Annotated in this window: 28 protein-coding genes; 15 read left to right on the plus strand and 13 right to left on the minus strand. The window is 66.9% G+C overall.

Going from position 1 to position 25,592, the window contains the following annotated elements:
* Positions 1–24 precede the first annotated feature (24 nt).
* From panB to EG854_RS03655, 6 genes are all read left to right on the plus strand, one after another.
* Positions 25–861, plus strand: a complete 837-nt coding sequence (panB, locus tag EG854_RS03630) for a 3-methyl-2-oxobutanoate hydroxymethyltransferase (RefSeq protein ID WP_123286370.1) — start codon at positions 25–27, stop codon at positions 859–861.
* A gap of 115 nt (positions 862–976) precedes the next feature.
* Positions 977–1,756 (plus strand): tetratricopeptide repeat protein, encoded by a 780-nt coding sequence (locus EG854_RS03635; protein WP_123286371.1) that lies wholly within the window; start codon positions 977–979, stop codon positions 1,754–1,756.
* Between the two features lie 23 nt (positions 1,757–1,779).
* The gene (locus EG854_RS03640; protein ID WP_123286372.1) at positions 1,780–3,156 is read left to right on the plus strand and encodes a PQQ-binding-like beta-propeller repeat protein; all 1,377 of its coding nucleotides are present in this window, start codon (positions 1,780–1,782) and stop codon (positions 3,154–3,156) included.
* Between the two features lie 40 nt (positions 3,157–3,196).
* Positions 3,197–4,822 (plus strand): ribosome biogenesis GTPase Der, encoded by a 1,626-nt coding sequence (gene der / locus EG854_RS03645; protein WP_123286373.1) that lies wholly within the window; start codon positions 3,197–3,199, stop codon positions 4,820–4,822.
* A gap of 35 nt (positions 4,823–4,857) precedes the next feature.
* Complete coding sequence (locus EG854_RS03650; protein ID WP_123286374.1) at positions 4,858–5,364, plus strand: lysozyme inhibitor LprI family protein; 507 nt, start codon at positions 4,858–4,860, stop codon at positions 5,362–5,364.
* Positions 5,365–5,370: 6 nt separating this feature from the next.
* Positions 5,371–6,045 (plus strand): hypothetical protein, encoded by a 675-nt coding sequence (locus EG854_RS03655; protein ID WP_123286375.1) that lies wholly within the window; start codon positions 5,371–5,373, stop codon positions 6,043–6,045.
* Here EG854_RS03655 and EG854_RS03660 read toward each other — a convergent pair.
* The 9 genes from EG854_RS03660 to rpsF form a co-directional block, all read right to left on the minus strand.
* Positions 6,017–6,757, minus strand: a complete 741-nt coding sequence (locus EG854_RS03660; protein ID WP_123286376.1) for an SDR family NAD(P)-dependent oxidoreductase — start codon at positions 6,755–6,757, stop codon at positions 6,017–6,019. The two genes, EG854_RS03655 and EG854_RS03660, sit on opposite strands and share 29 nt — an antisense overlap.
* A gap of 3 nt (positions 6,758–6,760) precedes the next feature.
* Positions 6,761–8,266 carry an amidophosphoribosyltransferase gene (gene purF, locus EG854_RS03665; RefSeq protein WP_123286377.1) on the minus strand — a complete coding sequence of 502 codons (1,506 nt, stop codon included), beginning with the start codon at positions 8,264–8,266 and terminating at the stop codon, positions 6,761–6,763.
* 33 nt (positions 8,267–8,299) lie between these two features.
* On the minus strand, positions 8,300–8,893 hold the full coding sequence (locus EG854_RS03670) for a CvpA family protein (RefSeq protein ID WP_123286378.1): 594 nt from the start codon (positions 8,891–8,893) through the stop codon (positions 8,300–8,302).
* Positions 8,894–9,058: 165 nt separating this feature from the next.
* The gene (gene radA, locus EG854_RS03675; protein ID WP_123286379.1) at positions 9,059–10,435 is read right to left on the minus strand and encodes a DNA repair protein RadA; all 1,377 of its coding nucleotides are present in this window, start codon (positions 10,433–10,435) and stop codon (positions 9,059–9,061) included.
* Positions 10,436–10,509: 74 nt separating this feature from the next.
* On the minus strand, positions 10,510–11,544 hold the full coding sequence (gene alr, locus EG854_RS03680) for an alanine racemase (protein WP_123286380.1): 1,035 nt from the start codon (positions 11,542–11,544) through the stop codon (positions 10,510–10,512).
* Between the two features lie 57 nt (positions 11,545–11,601).
* The gene (locus EG854_RS03685; RefSeq protein ID WP_123286381.1) at positions 11,602–13,083 is read right to left on the minus strand and encodes a replicative DNA helicase; all 1,482 of its coding nucleotides are present in this window, start codon (positions 13,081–13,083) and stop codon (positions 11,602–11,604) included.
* 154 nt (positions 13,084–13,237) lie between these two features.
* Positions 13,238–13,822, minus strand: a complete 585-nt coding sequence (gene rplI, locus EG854_RS03690) for a 50S ribosomal protein L9 (RefSeq protein ID WP_123286382.1) — start codon at positions 13,820–13,822, stop codon at positions 13,238–13,240.
* 1 nt (position 13,823) lies between these two features.
* A complete protein-coding gene (gene rpsR / locus EG854_RS03695; RefSeq protein WP_123286383.1) occupies positions 13,824–14,111 on the minus strand; it encodes a 30S ribosomal protein S18 in 288 nt (95 codons plus the stop codon).
* An 11-nt stretch (positions 14,112–14,122) separates the two neighbouring features.
* Positions 14,123–14,497 (minus strand): 30S ribosomal protein S6, encoded by a 375-nt coding sequence (gene rpsF, locus EG854_RS03700; protein WP_123286384.1) that lies wholly within the window; start codon positions 14,495–14,497, stop codon positions 14,123–14,125.
* Positions 14,498–14,755: 258 nt separating this feature from the next.
* Between rpsF and EG854_RS03705 the strand changes: the two genes are divergently transcribed.
* The 3 genes from EG854_RS03705 (at position 14,756) to EG854_RS03715 (ending at position 17,675) form a co-directional block, all read left to right on the plus strand.
* The gene (locus EG854_RS03705) at positions 14,756–16,129 is read left to right on the plus strand and encodes a class II 3-deoxy-7-phosphoheptulonate synthase (protein ID WP_123286385.1); all 1,374 of its coding nucleotides are present in this window, start codon (positions 14,756–14,758) and stop codon (positions 16,127–16,129) included.
* Positions 16,130–16,136: 7 nt separating this feature from the next.
* Complete coding sequence (locus EG854_RS03710; protein WP_123286386.1) at positions 16,137–16,688, plus strand: prephenate dehydratase domain-containing protein; 552 nt, start codon at positions 16,137–16,139, stop codon at positions 16,686–16,688.
* A gap of 237 nt (positions 16,689–16,925) precedes the next feature.
* Entirely contained in the window at positions 16,926–17,675 is a 750-nt protein-coding gene (locus EG854_RS03715) for a chorismate mutase (RefSeq protein WP_123286387.1), read from the plus strand.
* Positions 17,676–17,683: 8 nt separating this feature from the next.
* Here the strand turns inward: EG854_RS03715 and panC are convergent, their stop codons facing one another.
* A complete protein-coding gene (gene panC / locus EG854_RS03720; RefSeq protein ID WP_123286388.1) occupies positions 17,684–18,544 on the minus strand; it encodes a pantoate--beta-alanine ligase in 861 nt (286 codons plus the stop codon).
* Between the two features lie 131 nt (positions 18,545–18,675).
* Between panC and EG854_RS03725 the strand changes: the two genes are divergently transcribed.
* The 3 genes from EG854_RS03725 to EG854_RS13435 all read left to right on the plus strand — a co-directional run bounded on the left by EG854_RS03725 (position 18,676) and on the right by EG854_RS13435 (position 20,475).
* Complete coding sequence (locus EG854_RS03725; protein WP_164461813.1) at positions 18,676–19,281, plus strand: SPOR domain-containing protein; 606 nt, start codon at positions 18,676–18,678, stop codon at positions 19,279–19,281.
* A 103-nt stretch (positions 19,282–19,384) separates the two neighbouring features.
* Complete coding sequence (locus tag EG854_RS03730; protein WP_123286390.1) at positions 19,385–20,212, plus strand: division plane positioning ATPase MipZ; 828 nt, start codon at positions 19,385–19,387, stop codon at positions 20,210–20,212.
* Entirely contained in the window at positions 20,209–20,475 is a 267-nt protein-coding gene (locus EG854_RS13435; RefSeq protein WP_375782284.1) for a hypothetical protein, read from the plus strand. Before EG854_RS03730 ends, EG854_RS13435 begins: the two co-directional genes overlap by 4 nt.
* Here the strand turns inward: EG854_RS13435 and EG854_RS03740 are convergent.
* From EG854_RS03740 to EG854_RS03750, 3 genes are all read right to left on the minus strand, one after another.
* Positions 20,472–20,963: an FKBP-type peptidyl-prolyl cis-trans isomerase gene (locus tag EG854_RS03740; protein WP_123286391.1), complete on the minus strand. Its 492-nt coding sequence runs from the start codon at positions 20,961–20,963 to the stop codon at positions 20,472–20,474. The two genes, EG854_RS13435 and EG854_RS03740, sit on opposite strands and share 4 nt — an antisense overlap.
* Before the next feature lie 40 nt (positions 20,964–21,003).
* Positions 21,004–22,326, minus strand: a complete 1,323-nt coding sequence (locus EG854_RS03745; RefSeq protein ID WP_123286392.1) for a D-alanyl-D-alanine carboxypeptidase — start codon at positions 22,324–22,326, stop codon at positions 21,004–21,006.
* 182 nt (positions 22,327–22,508) lie between these two features.
* Entirely contained in the window at positions 22,509–23,369 is an 861-nt protein-coding gene (locus EG854_RS03750) for a hypothetical protein (RefSeq protein WP_123286393.1), read from the minus strand.
* Positions 23,370–23,863: 494 nt separating this feature from the next.
* Here EG854_RS03750 and EG854_RS03755 point away from each other — a divergent pair, with 494 nt between their 5' ends.
* The 3 genes from EG854_RS03755 to clpS all read left to right on the plus strand — a co-directional run bounded on the left by EG854_RS03755 (position 23,864) and on the right by clpS (position 25,582).
* Entirely contained in the window at positions 23,864–24,256 is a 393-nt protein-coding gene (locus EG854_RS03755) for a hypothetical protein (RefSeq protein ID WP_123286394.1), read from the plus strand.
* Between the two features lie 228 nt (positions 24,257–24,484).
* Positions 24,485–24,955, plus strand: a complete 471-nt coding sequence (locus tag EG854_RS03760; protein ID WP_123286395.1) for a phasin family protein — start codon at positions 24,485–24,487, stop codon at positions 24,953–24,955.
* 297 nt (positions 24,956–25,252) lie between these two features.
* Complete coding sequence (clpS, locus tag EG854_RS03765; protein ID WP_123286396.1) at positions 25,253–25,582, plus strand: ATP-dependent Clp protease adapter ClpS; 330 nt, start codon at positions 25,253–25,255, stop codon at positions 25,580–25,582.
* Positions 25,583–25,592 lie beyond the last annotated feature (10 nt).

The raw sequence follows: 25,592 nt of genomic DNA on the forward strand, positions 1-25,592 counted from the left end.
GCGAAAGCTGTCCCGGAGCCGACCATGTCCAGCCAGAAACAGGAAACCGTCCGTCGCCTTGCCGCGCCGGATATCCAGTCCCGCAAGGGCAAGGAGCCGCTGGTCTGCCTGACCGCCTATGACGCGCCGACGGCGGCGCTGCTGGACGAGCATTGCGACCTGCTGCTGGTCGGCGACAGCGTGGGCATGGTGGTGCACGGCCTGCCCAATACGGTCGGCGTGACGCTGGAGATGATGATCCTGCACGGGCAGGCCGTCATGCGCGGGGCGAAACGGGCCATGGTCGTCGTCGACATGCCGTTCGGCAGCTACGAAGGCGGCAAGGAACTGGCCTATCAGAACTGTGCCCGCGTGATGAAGGAAACCGGGGCGCAGGGGGTCAAGCTGGAAAGCGGCCCGACCGTGCCCCAGACCATCGCCTATCTGGTGGAGCGCGGCATTCCGGTGATGGGGCATGTGGGACTCAGGCCCCAGGCGGTGCTCACCGAGGGGGGGTTCAAGGCCAAGGGCAAGACCGAGGACGAGCGCCTGCGCGTCATGGCCGAGGCGGAGGCTACCGCCGACGCCGGGGCCTTTGCCGTGGTGATCGAGGGTGTGGCCGAAGGTCTGGCCGGCGAGATCACCCGCGCCATCACTGTGCCGACCGTCGGGATCGGGGCCTCGGCCGAGTGTGATGGCCAGATTCTGGTGACGCCGGACATGCTGGGCCTGTTCGACTGGACGCCCAAATTCGTGCGCCGGTATGGCGATATGCGGGGCCATATCCTGTCCGGCGTGGCAAGCTATGCCGAAGATGTTCGTGCCCGCCGTTTTCCTGCCGAAGTCGAGACCTATTTCTCGCGCAAGCCGGTCGCGTCGTAGCGGTTTTTCGCTGCGGACAGATTATGCGCTTTTTCAATGGGGGCGTCTCGACCCGGGCCGAAAATGGTCTAGGGTCGCGCCGAACTCAGATTAACGACTTGGGGCGTGCTTTTTCGTGACGGATATCTTCGAGCAGGTCGAGGAGGAGCTTCGCTCCGACCGCTATAAGCGACTGGCCAGAACGTGGCTGCCCGTGGTGGGCGGCATCCTTGTGCTGGCCCTGATTGCGGCGCTGGGGTGGTGGGGCTGGCAGTCGTACCAGACGTCGCGCGCCGCCAATGCGTCTGTCGCCTATGAGCGGGGCATCGAGGCCTTGCAGACCAATGATCTGGCTGCCGCCGAATCCGCCTTTGCCGAGGCCGAGCGTGAGGGCAATGGTGCCTACAAATCCATGGCGCTGGCCCAGCGCGCCGGTCTGGCCCTGGCCGCCAACCGTGTCGACGAAGCCATCGAACTGCTGGACCGGTCGGCCAGGGCGGTCGGCGATCCGCTGCTGTCCGACTCCTCGGCGTTCAAGGCCGCCCTGCTGGTGATGGACACCGACGCTACCTATGAGGACATCGAGGGACGCCTGACGCCGCTGACCCGCGAAGGTCGCCCGTTCCGGCCCCAGGCGCTTGAAGCGATGGCCATGGCCCAGCTGCAGTTCGGTAAGAACACTGAGGCCCGCGCGACCTTCGTTCAGCTGCAACTGGGACAGGACGTGCCCGACACGGTTCGCCAGCGCGCCCAGGCCGCGATCGCCATGATCGACGGTGGCACGCTCGGCTCGCTGCCCGGCACCCTTGCCGCCCAGAAGGCTCCTCCGGAGGTGGTCTCGCCGCAAGAAGCGGGCGCTTCGCCTGAGGCACAAGCCCAGGCACCGGCGTCGGCCCAACCGGCCCCCGCCGAATGACGTCCACGTTCAGGAGTATGTCTATGAACCGGTTCGCCAGAACGCTGCTCGTCTGTGGCGCGGCCCTGTCAGTCGCTGCTTGCGGGACCGTCAGCAGTCTCCTGCCCTTCAGCCTCGGCCGCTCGCCGGATGCGGGGCCGGTCGCCTCGCAAGGCGAGCGTCTGTCGGTACTGGAGTTCGATCAGGCCATGGTGCCGTCGCCGGCGCTGGCGGGGCGTGACTTCTTCATCCCCGGTCCGCAGGCCGCCGTGTCCTGGCCGATGCCGGGCGGCAATGCCGAGAATGCGGTCGAGCATGTGATTGCGGGTGCTGACTTCACCATCGCCTGGCGGCGCAACATCGGGGCAGGCTCGGCCCGGACCCGCCAGGTGATGTCCCCGGCCGTGGCCGAGAACGGTCGCATCTTCGCCCTGGACGCCGAGCATACGGTGTCGGCCCTGGATGCGCAGAGCGGATCCGTCATCTGGCGCGCCTCGGTCAAGCCCGAGGGCCGCGAGGGCGGTGGCTTTGGTGGTGGCGTCGCCCTGAGCGGCGGCAAGGTGTTCGTCTCGTCCGGCTATCGCACCATGACGGCCTTTGACCAGACCAGCGGTGCCATGCTGTGGCAGACGCCCGTCGATGTGCCGATCCACGGCGCCCCGACTGTGGCCGGATCGCGGGTCTATGTCGTGGATCTGGACAACCAGGTCATTGCGTTCGACGTGAACACCGGCTCGGTTGAGTGGTCGTACCGTGGCATCGTCGAGCCCGCGCGGATCATGCGGGCTTCCAGCCCGGCCATCACCGGGGATACGGTGATCGCCCCCATGTCGTCGGGCGAGGTCTTTGCCTTTCGCGCCACCACGGGCCAGCCGGTCTGGCAAGAAGAACTGTCGCGCACGACCCGCACCAGCGCCCTCTCGGAAATCCGGGACGTCGCCGGTCGCCCGGTGATCAGCCGTGGCTTCGTCTATGCGGCCAGCCATTCCGGTGTGCTGGCGTCGATGGATGTCCGCACGGGCGAGGCCCGCTGGCAGGTGCCAGTCGCCGCCGTCAACGCGCCGCTGCCGGTCGGCGACGTGGTCTATATCGTGTCCAAGGCGGGCGAGCTTAGCGTGCTGAACCGCGAGACGGGTCAGGTCTACTGGACCAAGGACCTGAACGAGGGCCGGGTGCGTCAGGAGGGCGGCTTCTTCGGCTTTTTTGATCGCACGGTGCGTCCGTCGTGGTCGGGGCCGCTGCTGGCGTCCAACCGTCTGGTGCTGACCAACTCCGATGGCGAGCTGGTGGGGCTGAACCCCAAGACGGGCGAGGTCATCTCGACCCTGAACCTCGGGGCGGCATCCTATGTGGCGCCGACGGCTTTCAACGGGGCCATTCTGGTCGTCACGGATCGCGGTGAGGTGATCAGCGTCCGCTGATCCGCCTTTCGGCTACAAGAGAAACACGCTAGACGCCGCTATGGCCTTGAAACTCGCCATTGTCGGCCGCCCCAATGTGGGCAAGTCCACCCTGTTCAACAGGCTGGTGGGAAAACGCCTGGCCCTGGTCGACGACCGGCCGGGGGTTACGCGCGATCGTCGCTATGCCAAGGGCAGTCTCGGCGATCTGGAACTGACCCTGATCGACACGGCCGGATTCGAGGACATCACCGACGACAGTCTGGAATCGCGCATGCGCGAACAGACCGAGGCGGCGATCAGCGACGGCGACCTGATCCTGTTCATGGTCGATGCCCGCGAAGGCGTGACCCCACTGGACCGCATCTTTGCCGAACGGCTGCGGCGTCAACCCAAGCCGGTCGTGCTGGTCGCCAACAAGTCCGAGAGCCGGGAAAGCGGTGGTGGCGTCGGCGAGGCGCATGCATTGGGCTTTGGCGAGCCGGTGGCGCTTTCGGCCGAACACGGTGAGGGGATGGCGGACCTGTATGCCGCCCTTGTGGCTGCTGCTGGGCAGGAATCCTTCATCGCCGACGAAGAGGACGACGCCGACAAGCCGATCCGCATCGCCATCATCGGTCGCCCCAATGCCGGCAAGTCGACCCTGATCAACCGGTTGATCGGTGAGGATCGCATGCTGACCGGTCCCGAGGCCGGCATCACCCGCGACTCCATCTCGGTCGACTGGGAATATGAGGGGCGGAATATCCGGTTGGTCGACACGGCCGGCATGCGCCGCAAGGCCCGCGTGCAGGAGAAGCTGGAGAAGCTGTCGGTCGCCGACACCATCCGCGCCATCACCTTTGCCGAGGTGGTCGTGCTGGTGATGGACAAGGACAATGCCTTTGACATCCAGGACCTGCAGCTGGCCGATCTGGTCGAGCGCGAGGGCCGGGCCATTGTCTATGTGGCCTCGAAGTGGGACCTGGAAGAAGAACCCCAGGCGCGTCTGGCCGAGCTGACGCGGCTGGCGGACAGCAAGCTGTCCCAGCTGCGCGGCACGCCGTTCGTGGCCCTGTCGGCGCATTCGGGCTGGGGCGTGGACCGGTTGATGCCTGCCATCATCAAGGCCCATGAGACCTGGTCGGTGAAGGTGAAAACCCGCGACCTCAACGACTGGCTGGCTGTGGCCACGCAGCGGCACCCGCCCCCCGCCGTTGACGGCAAGCGGATCAAGCCGAAATACATGGCCCAGACCAAGGCTCGCCCGCCGACCTTTGTGCTGTTTGCCAGCCGGGCATCATCGATGCCCGAGACCTACAAGCGTTATTTGATCAATGCCTTGCGGGAGAGTTTTGACCTTCCGGGTACGCCCATGCGCCTGACCGTCAAATCGGGCGGGACCAATCCCTATGCCGAGGGCGGCGCCAAGTCGGGGCCGGAACGCTACAAGGGGGCCGCCAAGACCGCACCGCGCCGGATCAAGAAGGCCGAAAAGGCCGAGGCCCTGTCCAACCTGCCCGGCAAGGCGCTGGAGCAGAAGAAGGCCGGTGGCCCCAAGCCGAAGATCGTCAGCGGCCTGAAGGCGCGGTCGTCCAAGAAGGCCGGTCAGAGCGTGGCGGTGCAAAAGGGCGCCCGCGGCGGCGCCCGCCAGGTCAGCCGCTCCGGCCGCATCCGCACTGGCCAGAAGCACGCGCCGAAGAAGTAGGGTAAGGTCTGCCGGATCGAGCTGGAGAACCGACCATGCTTTCCACCCTGATATTGCTGGCCCTGCTTCAGGCTGACCCCGTCAGTTGTCATGAGGTCGCCACCAACGACCGCCTCGCCTGTGGGCGCCGCGCCGTCGAAAAGGCAGAGGCGCGCCTAGCGGAATTCGACGTCACCGATTGCGCGGAGGCGATGACCACACTCGAGATGAACGCCTGTGGTGCCCTCGACCTCGCCCGCGCCGAAGAGCAGATGTTTCGCTATCTCGGTTTGGCGCTCGAACGTGTCAGTCGCTCGGACCAGGAAGCCACCGGCCCGGACCCCGTGGAGAGCGCACGCTATCTGGAAGCGTCCCAGCTTGCATGGGCAGAGTACGCCAATCAGGCTTGCCTGGCTGTCTATGAGCATTGGAAAGGCGGCACCATTCGGGGCATCATGTGGCAGGGCTGCCGGATCGAGCTGACGCGGGAGCGGACGCACACGATCTGGGCCAACCATCTGACCCACATGGATAACTCACCCCCGGTCCTGCCGGAGCCCTAGATCGAGATGTCCAGAGGTGTCGCAGTTCTACTGACGTTGCTGGTGCTGGCCGCCGCCGTGTTTACCGGCTGGTACAGTAACCGTCGGGTCCTCTATTTCCCGCCCGAGTTTCAAAAGCAGGTCAACGACTGCGAGCTCCAAGGCGTTCAGTCTCGCGAACAGGTTCAGGACGACTTTCAAGCCGCCTGGTTCTCAGGCGTGCTCGGCGATCTGGAAGAGCCGTCGCTGTTTCAGCGCCCTGATGGCTCTCTACGGTCCGTACGCCTCACCCTCATTCCCAGCTTTCACCCCCCGTTCTCGGTCAGGGTCGACACGCGTGCCGATGGCCGGATGGTAATGACCGAGAAGCGCCTCGCACCTTTGGATTACAACTGGAAGAGGGAAGGACGGTTCTCGGGAGAACGCGTACGCCTGCTGTCTGATAGCGAAGCTCAAGCCCTGAACTCGGTCCTAGCCGAAACCGGACTGGGCGAGGTGCGGTCGACGGGCTGTAGCGACGGTGTGCTCGACGGAATGTCGTGGATCGTTGAAATTTCCGATCCCGAGCACGGGTACCGGTATCACTATCGCCAGTGGGCACAGGACGAACCGGTTCGCGACTTCGGCCAGCACATGCTGGGTCTGGCGGGGTGGGACGACCTGCCTCCGGAACTCAGGCCTTTGAAGCCTTCCAATCCTTGAAGCTCACCATCACGGGCGGCACCTTGTCGCCCCGGGCGAGATCGACGATCAGGGGCGCGATTTCGGACGGATGAGGCAGGGTCTCGGGATCCTCACCGGGATAGGCCTGGGCCCGCAGGCGGGTCCGCATACGGCCGGGGTCCAGCACGGTGGCGCGGATCGGGGTGGACTCGATCTCATCGGCCCAGCAGCGCACGAGAACCTCGGCGGCGGCCTTGGTCGCGGCATAGCTGCCCCAGAAGGCTTTGGGCGCACTGACCAGGCTGGTGGTCAGATGGATGGCGCGGCCCGCGTCTGAGGCGCGCAGCAGCGGCTCCAGCGAACGGATCAGGCGATAGACCGCGGTCAGATTGACCTTTTCGATCTTGGCGAACTGGCGCGGGTCCGCATGGGCCACCGGGGTCAGGCCCTCGGCCCCCATGGTGGCGGCGGTGTTGACCCAGATGTCCAGCCGCCCGAACCGCTCGTAAAGCGCCCCGCCCAGCCGGTCGATGGCGCCGCCATCGACCAGATCGAACGGGATCAGAGTGGCGTGCTGACCGGTGGCGGCAAAGATGGCGTCGTCCAGCTCTTCCAGACCGCCCTGGGTGCGGGCCGTGGCCACGACGTGGGCGTCGGCGCTGGCGAGTCCGAGGGCGGCTTCGTAGCCGATGCCGCGCGAGGCACCCGTTACCAGAGCGATACGGTCTTTCAGCACAGGGGTCTCAACCATGAATCAGGCGCTAACCAGCAGGGACAGTTGACGCGGGGAGGCGTCGCGGCCGCCCTCCGCGATCTCGCGGTCGAGCAGGCGCGTCGGATAGTCACCGGTGAAATAGTGGTCAGTGAACTGGGGATTGGCGGGGTCGCGCGGACCCGCCTCCATGGCGGCATACAGGCCGTCGACCGACAGGAAGCCGAGGCTGTCGACCTCGAGCAGCGCCCGCATTTCCTCAGGCGTCTTGTTGGCCGCCAGCAGCTGTTCCCGCTCGGGCATGTCGATGCCGTAAAAGTCGGGATAGAGGATCGGGGGGCTAGCCGAGCGCAGGTGAACCTCGGTGGCGCCGGCGGCCCGCACGGCCCGGACCAGCTTGACCGAGGTCGTGCCGCGCACGATCGAGTCGTCGATCAGTACGACGCGCTTGCCCTCAAGGACCGAGCGGTTGGGGCTGTGCTTCATGCGCACACCCTTCTGCCGGGCGCCCTGGCTGGGCTGGATGAAGGTGCGGCCCAGATAGTGGCTACGGATGATGCCCATCTCATAGGGGATGCCGCTGGCCTGCGAATAGCCGAGCGCGGCGGGCACGCCCGAGTCGGGCACAGGCACCACAACATCGGCGTCGATTGCGTGCTCGCGGGCCAGGCCGTGGCCCATGCGCTTGCGGACCTCATAGACCGAACGCCCGTTCACCACGCTGTCGGGGCGGGCGAAATAGACATACTCGAACAGACAGGGCCGGGCGGCGCGCGCCGGGAAGGGCTTGAGCGAGCGCAGGCCGTCCTCGTCGATCACGACGACCTCGCCATGTTCGACATCGCGGACGAAGGTGGCGCCCATGGTGTCGAGCGCGCAGGTCTCGGACGCCAGCACCCAGGCGTCGCCAAGACGGCCCAGGACCAGCGGGCGGATACCCAGCGGGTCACGCGCGCCGATCATCTTCTTGGGTGTCTGGGCGACCAGGGCATAGCCGCCCTCGATCCGGGCAAGGGCGTCGATGAAGCGGTCCACCACCCGGGCCTTACGGCTGCGGGCGATCAGGTGAAGGATGACCTCGGAGTCGGAGGTCGACTGGAAGATGGCGCCCTCGGCGACCAGCTGGTTCCGCAGGAACAGGAAATTGGTCAGATTGCCGTTGTGGGCGACGGCGATGCCGCCCGTGTCCAGATCCGCGAACATCGGCTGGATGTTGCGCAGGAAACTGCCGCCCGAGGTCGAATAGCGGGTGTGGCCGACCGAGGCGCTGCCAGGCAGGCGACCGGTCAGGTCGGTGCTGCCGAAGGCCTCGCCGACCAGTCCGACGTGACGTTCGGTATGAAAATGGGTGTCGGCGACACTGGCGATGCCGCAGGCTTCCTGTCCGCGGTGCTGCAGGGCGTGCAGACCCAGGGCGACGATCGAGGAAGCTTCGTTCCCGGGGGCGCCCCAGACGCCGCAGACGCCACACTCCAGACGCAGCTGGTCATCGTCGCTCTCGCGCTCGGGCCAGTGGTGGATAACGGGATCGGCGAGGCGGTGGGACATCGTCGGCGGCTCCGATGACCTGGGAAGAAACAACTAGCGGGCGGTATCGGGCGAGTTAGGCCCTGTTTGTGTTTTCGGCAAGGCATCGTCGCCGGAAAACCCTTGGCGTACGGACGAATCGACGACGGGGGCGAGGGCGTCGGCGCCCCTTCCGATACCCGGCAGCACGAACTGGATGGCCCGCGCTGCGCCGGCGCTGAGTGAGTAAAGACTGGCCTCACCCAGCCAGCGCGGGGTCTTCTCGCCCGGCATGGCGGCCACCACGACCAGATGGATGGCACCCAGCAGGACGAGGGCACGCGTCAGCCCGACAAAGATGCCGAAGATACGGTCGATCCCGCCCAGATGCGGATGGGCCTGGGCCCTGCGCGACAGGGTCGAGCCAAAGATGCGAACGCCGAAATAGACCAGCAGGAAGGTGGCCAGGGCCGCCAGCAGCGTGCCGGCCCAGTCCGGATCAATCAGCGCCTTGCCCACCGGGGCCGACAGCGGCAGGGCAATCAGGGCGATGAAGGCCGCCAGCACAAAGCTGAGCAGGGTCAGCAGCTCACGCGTGCCACCGCGAATCCAGCCCGCCGCGCCGGACGCCAGAAGGATCACTACGGAAAAGACGTCCCAGGCGGTCATGGCGTCTCCTCCCCATTGCAAATGGGGAGGGGGACCGCGAAGCGGTGGAGGGGCTCTTTTTGCCCCACTGACTTGCTCGTGCTCGTCACACAACCCCTCCGTCTCGTCGGCTGCGCCGCCGATCCTCCTCCCCATTCGCTGCGCGAACAGGGAGGAGACAAGCGTCTAATAACGGTTTTGCGAGATTCGTTCGACCGCTTCGGCCAGACGGCTGAGCGAGGTCGCGGCGATGTCGGTCGGCTCGTGGCTGAGCGGCGGGCAGAGCGCCTTGTCAAAGCCCAGCTTCATCGCCTCGCGCAGGCGGGCCTCGGCGCGGCCCACGGCGCGAACCTCGCCCGACAGACCGATCTCGCCAAACACCACACAGCCCTTGGGCAGGGGCACATCGCAGACGGAGCTGATCAGGGCCGCAGCGGCAGCGAGGTCGGCGGCGGGCTCATTGATCTTCAGCCCCCCGGCCACATTCAGATAGATGTCGCGGTCGCCAAAGCCGAGGCCGCAGCGTGACTCCAGCACCGCCAGCACCATGGCCAGACGACCTGAGTCCCAGCCCACCACGGCGCGGCGCGGCGTGCCATAGGCCGAGGGCGCCGACAGGGCCTGGATCTCGACCAGCACCGGCCGGGAGCCCTCTATGCCGGCAAAGACGGCGGTGCCCGGCTCGCGCTCTGACCGGTCACCGTTCTGGTCCCCGAGGAACAGGGCCGAGGGGTTGGTGACCTCGCGCAGGCCGGTGTCGCCCATTTCAAACACACCGATTTCGTCGGTCGCGCCAAAGCGGTTCTTGCCGGCCCGCAGCACCCGGAACGGGTAGCCGCGCTCGCCCTCGAAATTGAGCACCGCATCGACCATGTGTTCGACCACGCGCGGACCGGCGACCTGTCCGTCCTTGGTCACGTGGCCGACCAGGATCATCGCCGGGCCGCCCGCCTTGGCCAGCCGCACCAGCTCCGAGGCACAGGCCCGCACCTGCACGATCGAGCCGGGCCCGGCCTCGTGCACATCGGACCACAGGGTCTGGATGGAATCGATGACCACCAGATCGAAGGCCTCACGCTTCAGCGTCGCCACGATCTCGCGCAACGCCGTGGCCGAGGCCAGCGCCACATCGGCCTGGGCCAGACCCATGCGGCGGGCGCGCGAGCGGATCTGTTCCACGGCCTCCTCACCCGACAGATAGGCGACCCTGGCCCCCTTAAGCGCCGCGCGGGCACAGACCTCGAGCAGCAGGGTCGACTTGCCGACGCCGGGGTCCCCGCTGATCAACAGGGCCGAGCCGGGGACCAGCCCACCACCGCAGACACGGTCGAACTCGCTGACCCCAGTGATCAGGCGGGCCGGTTCCGGGCTTTCCGACTTCAGATCCTCGAACTGGATGCCGCGCGCGCGCTTGGTGGCCGCGGGCTTGAGGGCTCCCGGCGGCGCACCACCGACCTCCTCGGTCAGACAGTTCCACTCGCCGCAGGCCGAGCACTGACCGGCCCATTTGGCATGGACGGCCCCGCAGACGCGGCAGATGTATTGGGATGAGTCACGAGCCATGCGAACGGCTTACACCGATTTCCGCGCGCGGCGCAGAGGGTCAGATATTGCCTGCGACCGATCCTGACGTAGGCTTAGCCGGTATAGGTGCGGTCCACCCGGCCGCCGACCGAGGTCAGCAGCTCATAGGCGATGGTGCCGGTGTCGCGCGCGGCATCGTCGATCGGGCGGTTGGAGCCGAACAGCTCGACCCGGTCGCCCTCGGCCACCTCGAGACCGGTGACGTCGACCGCCAGGGCATCCATGGAAATCCGCCCCAGAATGGGCCGCAGATGCCCGGCCACGAAGACCTGACCCCGGGGGCTGGTGGCGCGCATCACCCCGTCGGCATAGCCCGCGCCGACCGTGGCGACGGTCAATGGCCGTTCAGCAACCGCACCTCGGGCGTAGCCGACGCTTTCTCCCACCGGCACCTGACGCACCTGCAGGATGGGGGCGCTGAAGGTCGCGACGGGCCGGATGCGCGGGTCCGGCCGCCCCTCGGGTCCGCCGCCCCACAGGCTGATTCCGGGGCGCACGGCATCGAAGGCGTAGTCGGGGCCGAGGAAGCACCCCCCCGAATTGGCGAAGGAAGCGAGGGCATCGGGATAGCGGGCGCGCAGGGCCGCGAAGGTCTCGCGCTGGCGGGCGTTCATCGGGCTGTCGGGATCATCGCCACAGGCCAGATGGCTCATCACCAGCGCGAGACCGGGGAAGGGGGGCGGCGCCTGCTCGGGGCGGAACCCCAGTCGGTTCATGCCGGTGTCGATGTGCAGGCCACACGGTCCGCCGCCCGCCTCCTGCCAGCGGGGCAGCTGGTCGGCATGGTTGATCACGGGACGCAGGTCGGCCTCACGCAGCGCCATAGCCGCACCCTCGGTGCAGCCGTCCAGCACATAGACGATCGGGTGGGCACCCATGGCCTCGCGCAGGGCCAGCCCCTCGGACAGACGGGCGACGAAGAAGGTCCGCGCCCCCGCCAGCATCAGCCGCGTCACACAGGCCTGCATCCCCAGCCCATAGGCATCCGCCTTGACAACCGGCTGCACCGGCCGCCCGGTCAACCGTTCGAGGAAGGCGTGGTTGGCAGCGAGCGCGTCGAGATCGACCGAAAGGCGGGCACGGGTCATCGGCCACTTATGCCGCAAGTGCGAAGGGCACGGAAAGCCCCCGTCTCGATCCCGGCCTCAATCGCCGTATTGATTGTCGTAGCGGTTGTCGTGGGCGAGGTTGCCGAAGCGGGTGGTGTCGGCGTCGAAGGACAGGCGGACGGTGCCGATCGGGCCGTGGCGCTGCTTGCCGATGATGACCTCGGCGACGTGCTGCAGCTGGTCCATGTCCTGCTGCCACTTCAGGTGTTCCTCGGTGCCCTCGCGCGGTTCGGAGCGGCCGAGGTAATAGCTTTCGCGATAGACGAACATGACCACGTCGGCATCCTGTTCGATCGAGCCGGATTCGCGCAGGTCGGACAGTTGAGGCCGCTTGTCGTCTCGGCTTTCGACCTGACGCGACAACTGCGACAGGGCCAGAACAGGCACGTTCAGTTCCTTGGCCAGGGCCTTGAGGGCGCCGGTGATCTCGGAGACCTCCTGCACGCGGTTCTTCTGATTGTTGGCGTCGCCTACGGTCAGCAGCTGCAGATAGTCGACGATGATCAGGTCGAGGCCGTGCTCCTGACGCTTCAGGCGGCGAGCGCGGGCGGCCATCTTGGAGATGGCCAGGCCGCCGGTGGCGTCGATGTAGAGGGGGCTTTCGCCAATCTCGATGGCCGCGTCACGCAGGCGACCATAGTCCGAGGCGTCGATCTCGCCCTTGCGCAGGCGGTCCGACGAAATGCCCGATGCGTCGGCCAGGATCCGCATGGCCAGCTGTTCCGCGCTCATTTCCAGCGAGAAGAAGGCGACCACGCCGCCCGAGACGGTCTTGCGTCCCTCGGGCGTCGGCTCCCAGCGATAGTTGCGCGCGACATTGAAGGCGACATTGGTGGCCAGCGACGTCTTGCCCATCGAGGGGCGGCCCGCGAGGATCAGCAGGTCGGAGGGGTAGAGGCCGCCCAGCTTCTGGTCGAGGTCATCCAGTTGCGTCGCCAGACCCGCCAGCTTGCCGTCGCGCTGATAGGCTTCCCCCGCCATCTGAACCGCGCCGGCCAGGGCCTGGGAAAAGCTGACAAAGCCGGATGACGGCTTGCCGGTCTCGGCCAGGGTATAGAGCGACTGTTCTGCGGCTTCGATCTGGTCGAGGGCAGGGGTTTCCGGATCCGGCGCGGCCCGGCTGATGTCGCCACCGATGCGGATCAGCTCGCGCCGAAGGGCCAGGTCGTAGATGACGCGGGCATAGTCGGGCGCATTGGCCGCGGGCGGGGCGCGGTCAACCAGATCGGCCAGATAGCGCAGGCCGCCGAACTGTTCGAAGGCGGGATCCTGTTTGAAGCGGCCCATCAGCAGGGTCGGCTCGGCCAGCAGGCCCTGACGGATGTGATCCTCGATCACATCATAGAGGCGCTGGTGGAACGGCTCATGGAAATGGCTGCCGCGCAGTTTGTCGGACAGGCGCTCAAAGGCGGCATTGTCGAACAACAGACAGCCCAGCAGCGCCTGCTCGGCCTCGAGGTTATGGGGCAGGGACTGAGGACCGGAGTCCGACAGCGACAGGGGGGCAAGCGCGTTCATGGGTTAACTCTTAACCGCCTCTGCGTCAGGTGCGGTCGCAAAGCTGTCGATAGTCTGTCCGCGCTGTGGACGGATGAATTCCGGCCACGAAAAAGGGGATGCACCGACCGGCGCATCCCCCTCATTCATCGGCAGTCAGTCGGGTGGGAGGCGATCAGGCCTCTTCGCCCAGGCCGTCTTGCTGGCCAGCGCCGCCTTCGATCATGTCCTGGGCAGCCTGTTCGGCCGCCTGGCGCTCATCGTCGAACTGCGAGCGGATGACGTCTTCACCCTTGGCCTGACGTTCGGCTTCGTCGGACGAACGGGCGACGTTCATCTTGACGGTAGCCGCGACCTCGGCGTGCAGGCGGACCTGCACCTCGTGGACACCCAGCACCTTGATCGGAACGTGCAGCACGATCTGGCTACGCTCGACCAGGCCACCTTCGGCGCGGATGGCCTCGGCCACATCGCGACCGGCGACCGAACCGTACAGCTGGCCGGTTTCGCCGGCCTGACGGATCATGACGTAGGTCTGACCGTCGATCTTGTCGGCGATCTTCTGGGCTTCGGCCTTGTTCTTGTCGTTACGGGCCTCGATGGCGGCGCGTTCGACTTCGAAGGCTTTCAGGTTGGCGGACGTCGCGCGGCGAGCCTTGTCGCGCGGCAGGAGGAAGTTACGGGCGAAGCCGTCCTTGACGGACACGACGTCGCCGATGGCGCCGAGGTTCTCGACGCGTTCAAGCAGAACGACCTTCATATCACTTCACCACATAAGGCAGGAGGGCCAGGTAACGCGCGCGCTTGATGGCCTTGGCCAGCAGGCGTTGCTTCTTCTGCGACACGGCCGTGATCCGCGACGGGACGATCTTGCCACGCTCGGAGATGTAGCGTTGCAGCAGCTTGACGTCCTTGTAGTCGATCTTCGGCGCGTTATCGCCGGAGAACGGGCAGACCTTGCGACGACGGAAGAACGGACGACGGGCGGGGCCGTCGCCTACCGGGGCGCCCGGCTTGGGGGCCGCGTTGGAGGATTGGGTATCGGTCATGGGGCCGGTCCTTATTCCGAAGCGTTGGAGGAATCGTCGCGGGTCGAGCGTTCACGCTCGCGCTCACGACGGGCCAGAAGCGGCGACAGTTCCAGGTCGAGTTCCTCGACGCGGACGGTCAGCCAGCGCAGCACGTCTTCGTTGATCGACAGCTGACGCTCGACCTCGGCCATGGCGGCCGGGGGGCAGTCGATCGCCATCAGCGAATAGTGAGCCTTGCGGTTCTTCTTCACGCGATAGGTCAGGTTGCGCAGACCCCAGTATTCGATCTTGGCGACAGCTCCGCCGCCTTGTTCGATAAGGCCCTTGATCGTTTCATTGAGGGCTTCGGCCTGTTGCGCGCTGATGTCCTGGCGCGACATGACCGTGTGCTCGTATAGAGCCATTCGTCATCTCCCTTGTAGGGTCTCGGCGCTCGGATGACCGGGTAAGTCGACCGAACGATGGCTCCCGAAGCGGCGGCAGGGATGACTTCCCGTACCCTTTGGTGTTCCGTTTTCGGGACCGAAGCCCTGGAAAGCGGCGGCGTATAGGGGGTTTTCGGCCAAACAGCAAGCGTTCCCGGGCTGTGAATACCACGGCCTGCGACGGAATGGTCTCAACGGTTTATTGTTCGGGAAGCATCGACACTCTATCTTCGCCGTATGACCCAACGCTGGACGCCTGATAGCTGGAGATCGAAGCCTGTCGTGCAGATGCCGACGGACTATCCCGACGCGGGCGCCCTGGCCGGCGTCGAGGACGAACTGCGTGCCCTGCCGCCGCTGGTATTCGCCGGTGAAGCGCGGCGCCTGACCGACCGGCTGGCCCAGGTCGAGGCGGGCAATGCCTTCCTACTGCAGGGCGGCGATTGCGCCGAAAGCTTCAAGGAGTTTTCGACCGACAACATCCGCGACACCTTCCGCCTGATCCTGCAGATGGCGGTCGTGCTGACCTTTGCGGGCCGCAAGCCGGTGGTGAAGGTCGGCCGCATCGCCGGCCAGTTCGCCAAGCCGCGCTCGTCCTCGGTCGAGATGATCGATGGCGTCGAGCTGCCCAGCTATCGCGGCGACATCATCAACGGCATGGGCTTTAACCCGACCGAGCGGGTGCCGGATCCGCAGCGCCTGCTGAAAGCCTATCACCAGTCGGCCTCGACGCTGAACCTGCTGCGCGCCTTTGCCGGAGGCGGCTATGCGGACCTCTACAACATACATCGCTGGACGCTGGGGTTCGCCGCCGACAACTCGTATGGCGCGCGCTATCGCGAGCTGGCCGACAAGATTGGCGAGGCCCTGGCCTTCATGGAAGCGGTCGGGGTGACCCCGGAAAGCCATCCTGACCTGTCGCGCGTCGAGGTCTTCACCAGCCACGAGGCCCTGCTGCTCAATCTGGAGTCGGCGCTGACCCGACTGGACGGGGCCAGCGGCGAATGGTTCGACACCTCGGCCCACATGGTCTGGATTGGGGAACGCACGCGCCAGCCGGACGGCGCCCACGTCGAGTTCGCCCGGGGCATCAAGAACCCGATCGGCCTGAAGTGCGGCCCGACCATGGAGCCGGAGGACCTGTTGCGGCTTCTGGACATCCTCAACCCCGACAACATCCCCGGCCGGATGACGCTGATCGGGCGGTTCGGCTCGGACAAGGTGGGCGAGCGCCTGCCGCGGCTGATGCGCGACATCAAGGCCGCCGGTCGCCGGGTCGTCTGGTCGATCGACCCCATGCACGGCAACACGCTGAAGGCGGGCAACGGCTACAAGACCCGGCCGTTCGAGCGGATCCTGAGCGAGGTCCGGACCTTCATCGATGTGGCCGAGTCCGAAGGCGTGCACCCGGGCGGCGTGCATCTGGAGATGACCGGCCAGAACGTCACCGAATGTCTGGGCGGGGCGCAAATGCTGACCGAGGACGACCTCAGCAGCCGTTATCACACCCATTGCGACCCGCGCCTGAATGCCGACCAGGCGCTGGAGCTGGCCTTTCTGGTCGCCGAGCGACTGAAATCCGGGCGGCAGTCCCGCTCGGCCGCAGCCTGAGGTCGCGATGGCCAAAGGATGCGTGGCCTATCAGGGAGCTCCGGGATCCTTCAGTCATGAGGCCTGCGCCGTGCTGCGCCCCTGGGATGAAGCCATCGGCCACGACACCTTCGAGGCCGCAATCCAGTCCGTCCACGGCGGGCGGTGCGACTGCGCCCTGATCCCCGTCGAGAACTCCCAGATCGGAGACGTTCAGCCGGCAAGACGGCTGCTCGATGCTTCGGGACTGGATATGCTGGCCGAGGTGTGGCGCCCGATCCGGCTGGCGCTGATGGCCCCCCGCGGCGCCCGCCTGTCAGATGTGCGCACGGTGGAAAGCCACCCGGCGGCGCTGGGGCAATGCATGGGCACAATGGCGGCGCTGAACCTCACGCCGGTCGAAGCCTTTGATACAGCCGGCGCGGCCCGTGCGGTCGCCGAAGCGGAAGATCCGACCCGGGCGGCGCTTGCACCCGCCGGCGCCGCCGAGATCTACGGATTGTCGATTTTGCGCAACGACATGCAGGATTCCGCCGATAACCGCACGCGATTTGTCCTGCTGGGGCGCAAAGGCGCTTGACGGCGCACGAATTCTGCGGGCATCACCGATCCATGGCCTCCAAGCGCGCCCTGACTGCCGCTTTTGACGCCCGCGATTTCGCGGCGTCGGCCCCCTATGCCTATGGCGTCTATTTCTACGGCTTTCGATACGCCGGCTGAGGCGTCCGGACCTTGCTCCTGACCTCTCACCGGCGACCGCTCCTGATGGAGCGGCGGACCTCGGCCTCACCGATCCTCCCCTTCGAAAGTTCTGTAAATGACCCTGACCCTTGTGAAATCCCCCGACGAAGCCGCTGAAACCGAACCCCTGACCCTGGCGGCGCTGCGGCACGAGATCGACCTGCTCGACAGCGAAATGGTGGCCCTGTTCCAGAAGCGGCTGGAGCTAGCCGACCGCGTGGGGCGCGCCAAGGATGCCCCGACCGGCGGCTATGTGAAGCTGCGACCCGACCGCGAGCAGGCGGTGCTGGCCCATGTGCTGCAGGGCGCGCGACCGGACACCCGCGATGCCGTCGAGGCCCTGTGGCGCGAGGTCGTCGGCCATGGTTTGGCGCGTCAGGGCCAACTGTCGGTCCGGGTCTGGGCCCCGGTCGAGCCGGCGCGCGCCTTTGATGCGGCCCGCCTTCGCTTCGGCCGCGCCGCCGAGCTGAAGACCGAGCGCGATCCGCAGGCTGCCCTGGCCTTCGCCGCAGAGGGCAAAGGCGTCGCCGTGCTGGCCATCAACGCCGGCGACCCGTGGTGGATGGGCCTGCGCCGCGAATGGGCGGCCCTCAGCGTGTTCGAGGGGTTCGGCAGGGACATTCCGACGTCGCTCGCGGTCGGGCGGATCGATCCGGGGGCCCTGCCGCGCGGGGACCGGGTGCTGGTCACTGCCGGGGGCGATGCGGGTGACGGATCGGGCGCGGGACGTCGCGGGCTGGACACCCACCACGGCTGGACCCTGTCGCTGACCTCGGCGCCGGTCGTGCCCGGGGGCCCGGAGGGCTGCGTCGGCGCCATCGCCTGAGCGGCCGGTCAGGCCGCCATATTGTCGATCAGCCGGGTCCGCCCCAGCCAGGCGGCGGCCAGTATCCGCATCGGCCGATCGACGGCGGCCTTGAGCGGGTTGAGTGTCTCCGCATCGCGTACCGCGACATAGTCCACGCTGGCAAAGCCGTCGACGAGCAGCGCCGCGCCGGTCTCTTGCTCCACGGCGTCGATGGGATCGCCAGCACGGACGCGGGCCGCAGCGGCGGCCAGACGACCGTTCAGCCGGCGGGCGATGTCGAGCTCGCCCTCGCTGAGATAGGCGTTGCGGGAGGACAGGGCCAGGCCCTGCCCGTCGCGCTCGGTCGGCACGCCGACGATGCGCGTTGGGATGTCGAGATCGGCGACCAGACGAGTGATGACCCGCAGCTGCTGGTAATCCTTTTCGCCGAACAGGGCGACGTCCGCCTGGGCCTGATTGAGCAGTTTGGCGACCACGATGGCGACGCCCGCGAAGAAGTGCGGGCGGTGATCGGTCTCCAGCCCGAGGGCGGGTCCGTCCATGGCGATGCGGGTAGCGAAGCCGGCCGGGTACATGGTTGACGCGGTCGGCGCGTAGAGCAGGTCGCAACCGGCCTCAGCCAGCAGCGTCGCATCGCGCTCGAGCGTGCGCGGATAGGTGCCGAGGTCCTCGTGGGCGGCAAATTGGGTCGGGTTGACGAAGATGCTGGTGACCACGTGGCGCGCCTCCAGCCGCGCCTGCTCGACCAGCCGCAGGTGGCCATCATGCAGGGCGCCCATGGTGGGCACGAAGGCCACCGTCTCGGCCGCTGCGTGCCAGCCGGCCACGACGCGACGCAGGTCGGCGGGGGACGCGGCGCGGAGCAGGGACGGGGCAGCTGAGTCCATGGTTGAAACCGGGTTTACCTTCTCGCTTAAGCCTACTTGTGCACGGGGCTGCAACAGAGGGCGGGTAGGGTGGCCTTATGACGTCCGCAGAAGTCCTTCGTCCAGTGCAGAAGCACAGCGTTGTACGGGCCTTGACCCTGGGTCTGGCCCTCAGCGCGAGCGGCTGCGGCTGGGTCGAGCATGATCCGCACCGCTTTGAGCAGATGGCCGAGCGCGTCGCCGCCATTCCCGTCAGCCTTGATCGGCCCGGCAAGGGGCAGCTGGAGACGCCGATGAAGGCCCGTGACATGGGCCTGAGAGAGGCGCGACGCGACGCGGTCCGGGTCGAGGTCATGGATCCCCACCAGCTCTGGGAGGCTCGTGACGGGCCCATGGAGGGGCTGGTTCAGGCCGCCGCTCCAGCGATTGCCGAGGCTGCCGTCGATGAGGTCGAGAAGCGCGTGGCCGCGGCGGTGCCGCAGTTGCGCGCCCGTCCGGTTTCGACGCACCGTGAGGCAGAGGATGCCTCGCTGGTCCAGCTGGGGGCGTTCGGCAGTGAGGCCTCGGCCCGCACGGCCTGGGCTCGTATCCGCTCGTCCGCGCCCGAGGCCCTCGCCGGTCTGACGCCGCGCTTCGAGCCAGTGACGGTCGATGGCCGCTCGCTGGTCCGCCTGAAGGTGGCCGTGCCCGCGTCGGGTGCCGCCGCCGTCTGTGCCGCCGCGCGCATCCGCGATCCTTGGTGCCAAAGAGGCACGTGAGACCGGGAACGGCCTCCCGCTGACGATGAGCCGTTGACCGCGACCCGGTCGACCCCGATTTTGCGGCCGGGCCCCGCATGAGTCGCGGGCTAGGGCAGAGTGCATGAACCAGCCGAGAGTCATCGTTGTCGGGAACGAGAAGGGGGGGGCCGGCAAGTCCACCCTGGCGATCCACATCGCCGTCGGCCTGCTGTACTCGGGCCGCAGCGTGGCGCTGCTGGATCTCGACCTGCGGCAGCGGTCGATGGCGCGCTTCTTTGACAACCGCAAGGCCTGGATGCTGGCCAACGGGCAGAAGCTGCCCCTGCCGGTCGAGCCCGATCTGGGCGACGGCAAGGCGCTGGCCAGGGCCGGCGAGGAGGAACAGCTGGCCCGCTTCGAGGAGGCCTTCGCCGAGGCCCGACGCCTGGCCGATGTGGTGCTGATCGACACGCCGGGTGGGGACACCGCCCTGTCGCGACGGGCGCACGGGCTGGCCGACCAGATCGTCACGCCGATGAACGACAGCTTCGTCGACTTCGACCTGCTGGGGCAGGTGGACCCGGTCACGCTGGATCTGATCCGGCCCTCGATCTACTCCGAGAGCGTGTGGGAGGCCCGCAAGAACCGGGCGATCGCGGGCGGCACGCCGATCGACTGGGTCGTGGTCACCAACCGCCTGGCGGTGGCGGCGGCGCGGAACCGGCTGCGGCTGACGGACCGCCTGAAGAAGCTGGCCAAGCGGATCGGCTTTCGCATCGGGCCGGGCCTCAGGGACCGGGTCATCTACCGCGAGCTGTTCCCCTTTGGCCTGACGGTGGCGGACCTGTCGAACGACATCCGGCCGGTGGCGGTGTCGCTGGCCCATGTGGCGGCGCGGCAGGAGATGCGGTCGCTGATGGTGGCGCTGGGGCTGGAGGGGGCCGAGGCGGCCTTTGATGTGACAGAATGATCCTGCTGGCGGTCCTTGCGGTGGGGGTGGCCTTCTGGGCGCTGGTCCTGCTGGGGCGGCGGGCGGATGCGAACCGGCGGCAGGGGGCGATGCCCTTGGAGCAGGCCCGGTCCCTGCTGGGGGTCGGCACGGACGCGACCCCGGCCGAGGTCAACGCCGCCTGGCGCCGGCTGATGGGCCGGGCCCACCCGGATCAGGGTGGCACCGAAGGGCTGGCGGCCCAGCTGAACGCCGCGCGCGACGCCCTGCTGAAGCGCCGCTAGAGAACCGCCAGCAGCTCGACCTCGAACAGCAGGACGGAGTTCGGCGGGATGTCGCCGCCGACCCAGCGGTCGCCATAGGCCAGCGCGGCCGGGATGACGAACTGATACGTCTCGCCCTCGCGCATCAGGGCGACGCCCTCGGTCCAGCCCTTGATGACGCGGTTCAGCGGGAACTCGGCCGGTTCGTTGCGGCTGTACGAACTGTCGAACTCACGCCCGTCGATGAAGGTGCCGCGGTAGTGGACGCGGACGGTGTCGGTGGCCGCGGGCTGGCGGCCATCCGGGTTGGCGCGGCCGACGCGGCGGAACTGCAGGCCGCTGTCGGTGGTGGTCCAGCCGCGCCGCCCGTCGTTCCAGGCGAGATAGGCGGCCTGTCCGGCCTCCCAGCCTGCCTGGCTGGGGACGACGTCAGGGGCGGGCGCGGCGGTGGCGCAGGCGGTGAGCGCCAGGGCGGCCAGCGAAATCAGGGCGATACGGTGCAGCTTCATGCGGTGACGCTATCAGGCCGGCTTGTTGAGGCAAGCGGGATCAGTCGGGGCGCACGACCATACAGGTGACATTGCGGGCCGAGAGGGTCTCGCAGGCGGCGCGGGCGTCGGCTTCGGTAAAGCCGGTGAAGCGCGACCGGTACCAGCCCGAGGCCTCCTCGACCGACTGGCCGCTGCCCCGGAAGGTGGAGCGGAAACGGCGATTGACCTCGGTCAGCCAGTCGGCGGCGACGGTGCGGTCACGGAAGGCGCCGACCTGGACGCTCCAGGTGCTGGCGGCCGGGCGGCGGGCGGGTGTGCCACTGTTCAGGCTCGCGGTCGTACTGGAAGGCAGGACGGCCGGGCCCGAAGTCAGGACCACGTCAGGATCACGATCCCCCATGGCCTGGGCGAGGGGGGCGGGGGGTTCCGGTGTGACGGAGGCATAGACGACCGGAGGCGCCGACGGGACCGGGGCGGGCCCGATGCCATAGCCCTTTTGCTCAAAATAGAGCTGGGCGACCTCGATCCGTTCTCCGCCCGCGCGCTTTGCGGCAATCTCGAAGCCGGTATCCATCAGTTCGGCGACGTGGGCGTTGCGGGTGGCGCTGGAGCGTCCGCCCAGCACGACGGTGATCAGGCGACGGCCGTCCCGCACGGCCGAGGCGGCGAGGTTGTAGCCCGAGGCATTGATGTAGCCGGTCTTGATGCCGTCATAGCCCTGACCCGAGCGCAGCAGGCCATTGGTGTTGCGATAGTCGCGGCCCTGATAGGTCCAGCTGGAGACGCCGAAGAAGCGGTAATATTGCGGATAGTCGCGCATGACGGCGCGCGACAGGACGGTCAGGTCGCGGGCCGTGGTGATCTGGCGGCTGTCGGGCAGGCCGTTGGCATTGACGAAGCGGCTGTTGGTCATGCCCAGCGACTCGGCCTTGAGCGTCATCATGGCGGCGAAGCGGGCCTCGGACCCGGCGACATGTTCGGCTAGGGCGGTGGCCATATCATTGGCCGAGCGCAGGGCCGTGGCCTGGATGGCGTCTGCGACGGTGATGGTCTGGCCCGCCGCCAGCCCCAGTTTGGACGGCGGCTGAGAGGCGGCGCGCGGCGAGACGCGGATGACGTCGTCCAGCTGGATCCGGCCCTCGGTGATCGCCTCGAACACCAGATACAGGGTCATGACCTTGGTGATGGAGGCCGGATAGCGACGGCTGTCGGCGTGGCGGGCGAACATGACCTCGCCGGTTTCGGCATCGACCACAATTGCGGCGTAGCGCAGGTTCTCGCGGCTTTCCGCGGCCGGGGTGAACGCGCCGGGCAGGGGGCCGACGGTCAGCAGCGACAGGGACAGGAGGAGGACGACCGTACGCCGGAAGAACAGGGTCATGAGCGGTTTCTGCCTTACTGGATCAATACCTACGCATACACACACGGCGTCAGGGCCGCACAGGCGGAAAGGCCTTACCCTATCATGAAGATCAGGGGTTTCATCGGGGTTAAGGCGCGATCAACAGACTTGTGATGAGGCGAGTGGCGAGTGGCGAGTGGTGAGTAGTGAGTAGGGCAGGGTCATCGGTCGGGCGGGAAAATACCGTCTGAAGGGTCTGAATGGTCTGAAGGGTCTGAACCGGCCTTCCTCATCTCCTCCCCGCTCGCGGGGAGGTGGCGCGGCGCATGTTGCGCCGTGACGGAGGGGTTCTGGTCGGGGAGCTGGGGGATGTGCGCGGGGCGAAGATCCCCTCCACCACTTCGTGGTCCCCCTCCCCACCCGGGGTGGGGAGGAGACGAAGCGTCCTCCCGCAATTTACCGTCTGAACCGTCTGAACCGTCTGAATGGTCTGACTTGCCGGCCAACGCGCGGGCCATCGCCTCGATTTCAGCGACCTGGGCTTCGAGGGCGTCCATGAGGGGGTTGGGCGCGGGTACCGGCTGCGGCACCGGTTTCGCCACCGGCTTCCTGGCCATGTCCAGCAGGGTGCGGTGCAGGCGCATCCAGCGGCCGGCTTCGGTGGCGTGGCCTTTGAGGATGGCGCGGTTCAGGCGGATCAGGGCGTGGTTGGCCATGTCGGTATAGTCGGGCAGGCCGGCCTCAAGCTCGGCGTCGAGGTCGACGGGTTCGGGTTCCGGCTGGTCCTGACGGCGCCAGCCTTCGGAGGCGGCGCGGTTGCGCAGGGTCGAGACCCGCATGCCATAGCGGTCGCAGACGACCGAGGCGGACTCGCCCGCCAGATAGTCGGCCCGGGCGCGGGCCCAGGTCTCGTCCGAGGCGCGGTGATGGCCGGAGCGACCGGATGCGCGGGAGCGGGGCTCGCGCTCGGCAAAGATGCCGGCGCACTCCTCGTCGATCGAGGCGCGGTCGGGGTCATAGCCGGGCCAGTCGTTGGGCCAGTAGCCATCGGTCTGGGGGTCGTGGGTGTCGTGCGGGTCCATGGGGTCCTCCCTGTGCTCAACCGACCAGTGTGCGGGGGCGGTGAGGTGAGGCGGGGAGAATGACGGTCGCGGCGGGCAGGGTGTTGGAAAGGCGAGGGTTTGTTGCCGGAGATGTGCGGGTTGGGGGGCCTAGCTGAGCATTCCCGCCCGTTGATCCTTCGTCTTTCGTCATCCTCCGGGCCGCGAAGCGGAACCGGGGGACCCAGCGGCGCGCGAGAGCGCGACCCTGTCACGGGTGCGCCTGTGTCCAGCTTTCGCCTTCGGCGCCGCTGGGTCCCCCGGTCTGCGCCGCGCAGGCGCGGCTTGCCGGAGGATGACGAAAGAAAGAAGGGGACTTTAAAAGGGGTTCATCACAGCGGACACAGCGAAGACACGGCGGTCACGGCGGGGGTGGTGCGGCGTCCGATGCCGTAGCCCCGCCGGAGTGGTCCGTGCGGACTCTACGAATGCCCACGATGGGTGGAAAGCTGATGCTGCCGTGATAGGTCTTGTTGATGATCCTACTCACTCTCTTCGCGGGCATCCTTGCCGCATTCCCAGGACAGCCAGACGACATGGGCGTCTGTGATGTGACCGAACTGGCTCAAGTCCGTGTCGAACCGCTTCGACTGGATGGCAGACGGTTTTGCGGCGAGGTTGAGGTCCGGCAGTTGAACGATTTATTGATATTGATGCCGCCCGGAACCGATCTTCTGACCTCGGAAAACGAGACAATCGTTCTGCCGCACGAATGGCCGGAGAGAGTCCCGCTTCATGAAGGACTGTATCGGATCGAGGGCTATATAAAAGTCGACCCAGACTGCTTCGATGAATCAAAAGAGCAATGCGTGCCCATTGATCGTCCAGTTTTCTTCGACGTTGATCTCGCGGAGCCCCGAATCCGCTAACGCTACCAGCGGCAGTCCTGACACGTTCAGACTCGCGGAATGGGGGTTCTTTGGGTCGGGAGCGGACCCCTTCCCGGGAGCCTGCTAGCCCCAAAATGGTGCGCTGCACAAAAACCCCTTGCATTCCCTTCGCACTTGCACCATATGGCATATCAACGCCCCGGAGTTATGCGTGGGGTGGACCTTTCAGAGCGGCGCAGGCCGCCACCCGAACCAGGAGATGTGACCATGGCTGACACCGCCGAAACCACCAAGAAGACCGTCGAGAATGCGACCGCCAAGGCCCAGGCCCAGGCTGAAAAGATCCAGGCCGCCGGTGCGCAGGCCGTGCGTGAAGGCATGGACAAGTCCATGGCCTCCATGTCGGAACTGAGCGTCCAGGCCAAGAAGAACCTGGACGCCGTGGTCGAGTCGGCCACTGCTGCCCAGAAGGGCACCGAGGCCCTGACCAAGCAGGCCGCCGCCTATTCGCGCAAGTCGTGGGAAGACGGCATCGCCGCCGCCCAGTCGCTGACGCAGGCCCGTTCGGTTCAGGAAATGATCGAACTGCAGACCAGCTTCACCAAGTCGGCCATCGAGCTGTACGTGGCGGAAATGAACAAGGCTGCTGAAGTCATGACCGCTTCGGTCAAGGACAGCTTCAAGCCGATCAACGAGCGCGTCACCGCCTCGGTTGAGAAGTTCCAGGCCGCTCGCTAACCCCGAGCTTCCTGACGGAACATGGACGGGCCCCGGTGGAAACGCCGGGGCCCGTTTGCGTTTGGGAATATCCTCCATCCGTCTTCCCGGCGAAGGCCGGGATCCAGGGGGTTGGGCTTGTTCGGCTGAGTAGGCGGCAGTGCGCTTGGCTCTGGGCCCCGGCCTGCGCCGGGGAGACGGAGAACAAGGAAGTAAACGGAGAAATTGCTGTCGCCAACAAGGAGGTGTGACTGGACGTCCCTTCAAATCCCGACATGATGACCTATCTGACTGTCTCTTCCCCGATCCGGACTTCGAATGCCCAAATCACGGCCTGATGAGAATGGTGGAGGTCTCGGTGCCGCCGTCGTCACCGAAACCCGGCCCAAGCTGAAAAAGCCGTCGCTGTATCGCGTTCTGATCCTGAACGACGACTACACGCCGATGGAATTCGTCGTCTATGTGCTGGAACGGTTCTTCGGAAAGAGTCGCGATGACGCGACTCGCATCATGCTCTCGGTGCACCAGAACGGTGTGGGAGTGTGTGGCGTCTTTACCTATGAGGTGGCCGAAACCAAGGTCGCCCAGGTGATAGAGACATCCCGGCGGCACCAGCACCCCCTGCAATGCACGATGGAAAAGGACTGAGAGGAGCCTT

Source organism: Brevundimonas halotolerans, assembly GCF_003730275.1.
In the GTDB taxonomy this organism is placed as follows: domain Bacteria; phylum Pseudomonadota; class Alphaproteobacteria; order Caulobacterales; family Caulobacteraceae; genus Brevundimonas; species Brevundimonas halotolerans.

Excerpts from the sequence above, each read along its gene's own strand:
- radA (WP_123286379.1), bottom strand. The coding sequence starts at position 10,435 with ATGGCTCGTGACTCATCCCAATACATCTGCCGCGTCTGCGGGGCCGTC.
- EG854_RS03730 (WP_123286390.1), top strand. The coding sequence starts at position 19,385 with ATGAACCAGCCGAGAGTCATCGTTGTCGGGAACGAGAAGGGGGGGGCC.
- EG854_RS03750 (WP_123286393.1), bottom strand. The coding sequence starts at position 23,369 with ATGGACCCGCACGACACCCACGACCCCCAGACCGATGGCTACTGGCCC.
- EG854_RS03740 (WP_123286391.1), bottom strand. The coding sequence starts at position 20,963 with ATGAAGCTGCACCGTATCGCCCTGATTTCGCTGGCCGCCCTGGCGCTC.
- purF (WP_123286377.1), bottom strand. The coding sequence starts at position 8,266 with ATGTCCCACCGCCTCGCCGATCCCGTTATCCACCACTGGCCCGAGCGC.
- panB (WP_123286370.1), top strand. The coding sequence starts at position 25 with ATGTCCAGCCAGAAACAGGAAACCGTCCGTCGCCTTGCCGCGCCGGAT.
- EG854_RS03685 (WP_123286381.1), bottom strand. The coding sequence starts at position 13,083 with ATGAACGCGCTTGCCCCCCTGTCGCTGTCGGACTCCGGTCCTCAGTCC.
- alr (WP_123286380.1), bottom strand. The coding sequence starts at position 11,544 with ATGACCCGTGCCCGCCTTTCGGTCGATCTCGACGCGCTCGCTGCCAAC.
- EG854_RS03640 (WP_123286372.1), top strand. The coding sequence starts at position 1,780 with ATGAACCGGTTCGCCAGAACGCTGCTCGTCTGTGGCGCGGCCCTGTCA.
- panC (WP_123286388.1), bottom strand. The coding sequence starts at position 18,544 with ATGGACTCAGCTGCCCCGTCCCTGCTCCGCGCCGCGTCCCCCGCCGAC.
- EG854_RS13435 (WP_375782284.1), top strand. The coding sequence starts at position 20,209 with ATGATCCTGCTGGCGGTCCTTGCGGTGGGGGTGGCCTTCTGGGCGCTG.
- rplI (WP_123286382.1), bottom strand. The coding sequence starts at position 13,822 with ATGAAGGTCGTTCTGCTTGAACGCGTCGAGAACCTCGGCGCCATCGGC.
- EG854_RS03670 (WP_123286378.1), bottom strand. The coding sequence starts at position 8,893 with ATGACCGCCTGGGACGTCTTTTCCGTAGTGATCCTTCTGGCGTCCGGC.
- EG854_RS03705 (WP_123286385.1), top strand. The coding sequence starts at position 14,756 with ATGACCCAACGCTGGACGCCTGATAGCTGGAGATCGAAGCCTGTCGTG.
- EG854_RS03760 (WP_123286395.1), top strand. The coding sequence starts at position 24,485 with ATGGCTGACACCGCCGAAACCACCAAGAAGACCGTCGAGAATGCGACC.
- EG854_RS03660 (WP_123286376.1), bottom strand. The coding sequence starts at position 6,757 with ATGGTTGAGACCCCTGTGCTGAAAGACCGTATCGCTCTGGTAACGGGT.
- rpsR (WP_123286383.1), bottom strand. The coding sequence starts at position 14,111 with ATGACCGATACCCAATCCTCCAACGCGGCCCCCAAGCCGGGCGCCCCG.
- der (WP_123286373.1), top strand. The coding sequence starts at position 3,197 with ATGGCCTTGAAACTCGCCATTGTCGGCCGCCCCAATGTGGGCAAGTCC.
- EG854_RS03715 (WP_123286387.1), top strand. The coding sequence starts at position 16,926 with ATGACCCTGACCCTTGTGAAATCCCCCGACGAAGCCGCTGAAACCGAA.
- clpS (WP_123286396.1), top strand. The coding sequence starts at position 25,253 with ATGCCCAAATCACGGCCTGATGAGAATGGTGGAGGTCTCGGTGCCGCC.
- EG854_RS03745 (WP_123286392.1), bottom strand. The coding sequence starts at position 22,326 with ATGACCCTGTTCTTCCGGCGTACGGTCGTCCTCCTCCTGTCCCTGTCG.
- EG854_RS03755 (WP_123286394.1), top strand. The coding sequence starts at position 23,864 with ATGATCCTACTCACTCTCTTCGCGGGCATCCTTGCCGCATTCCCAGGA.
- EG854_RS03710 (WP_123286386.1), top strand. The coding sequence starts at position 16,137 with ATGGCCAAAGGATGCGTGGCCTATCAGGGAGCTCCGGGATCCTTCAGT.
- EG854_RS03655 (WP_123286375.1), top strand. The coding sequence starts at position 5,371 with ATGTCCAGAGGTGTCGCAGTTCTACTGACGTTGCTGGTGCTGGCCGCC.
- EG854_RS03650 (WP_123286374.1), top strand. The coding sequence starts at position 4,858 with ATGCTTTCCACCCTGATATTGCTGGCCCTGCTTCAGGCTGACCCCGTC.
- rpsF (WP_123286384.1), bottom strand. The coding sequence starts at position 14,497 with ATGGCTCTATACGAGCACACGGTCATGTCGCGCCAGGACATCAGCGCG.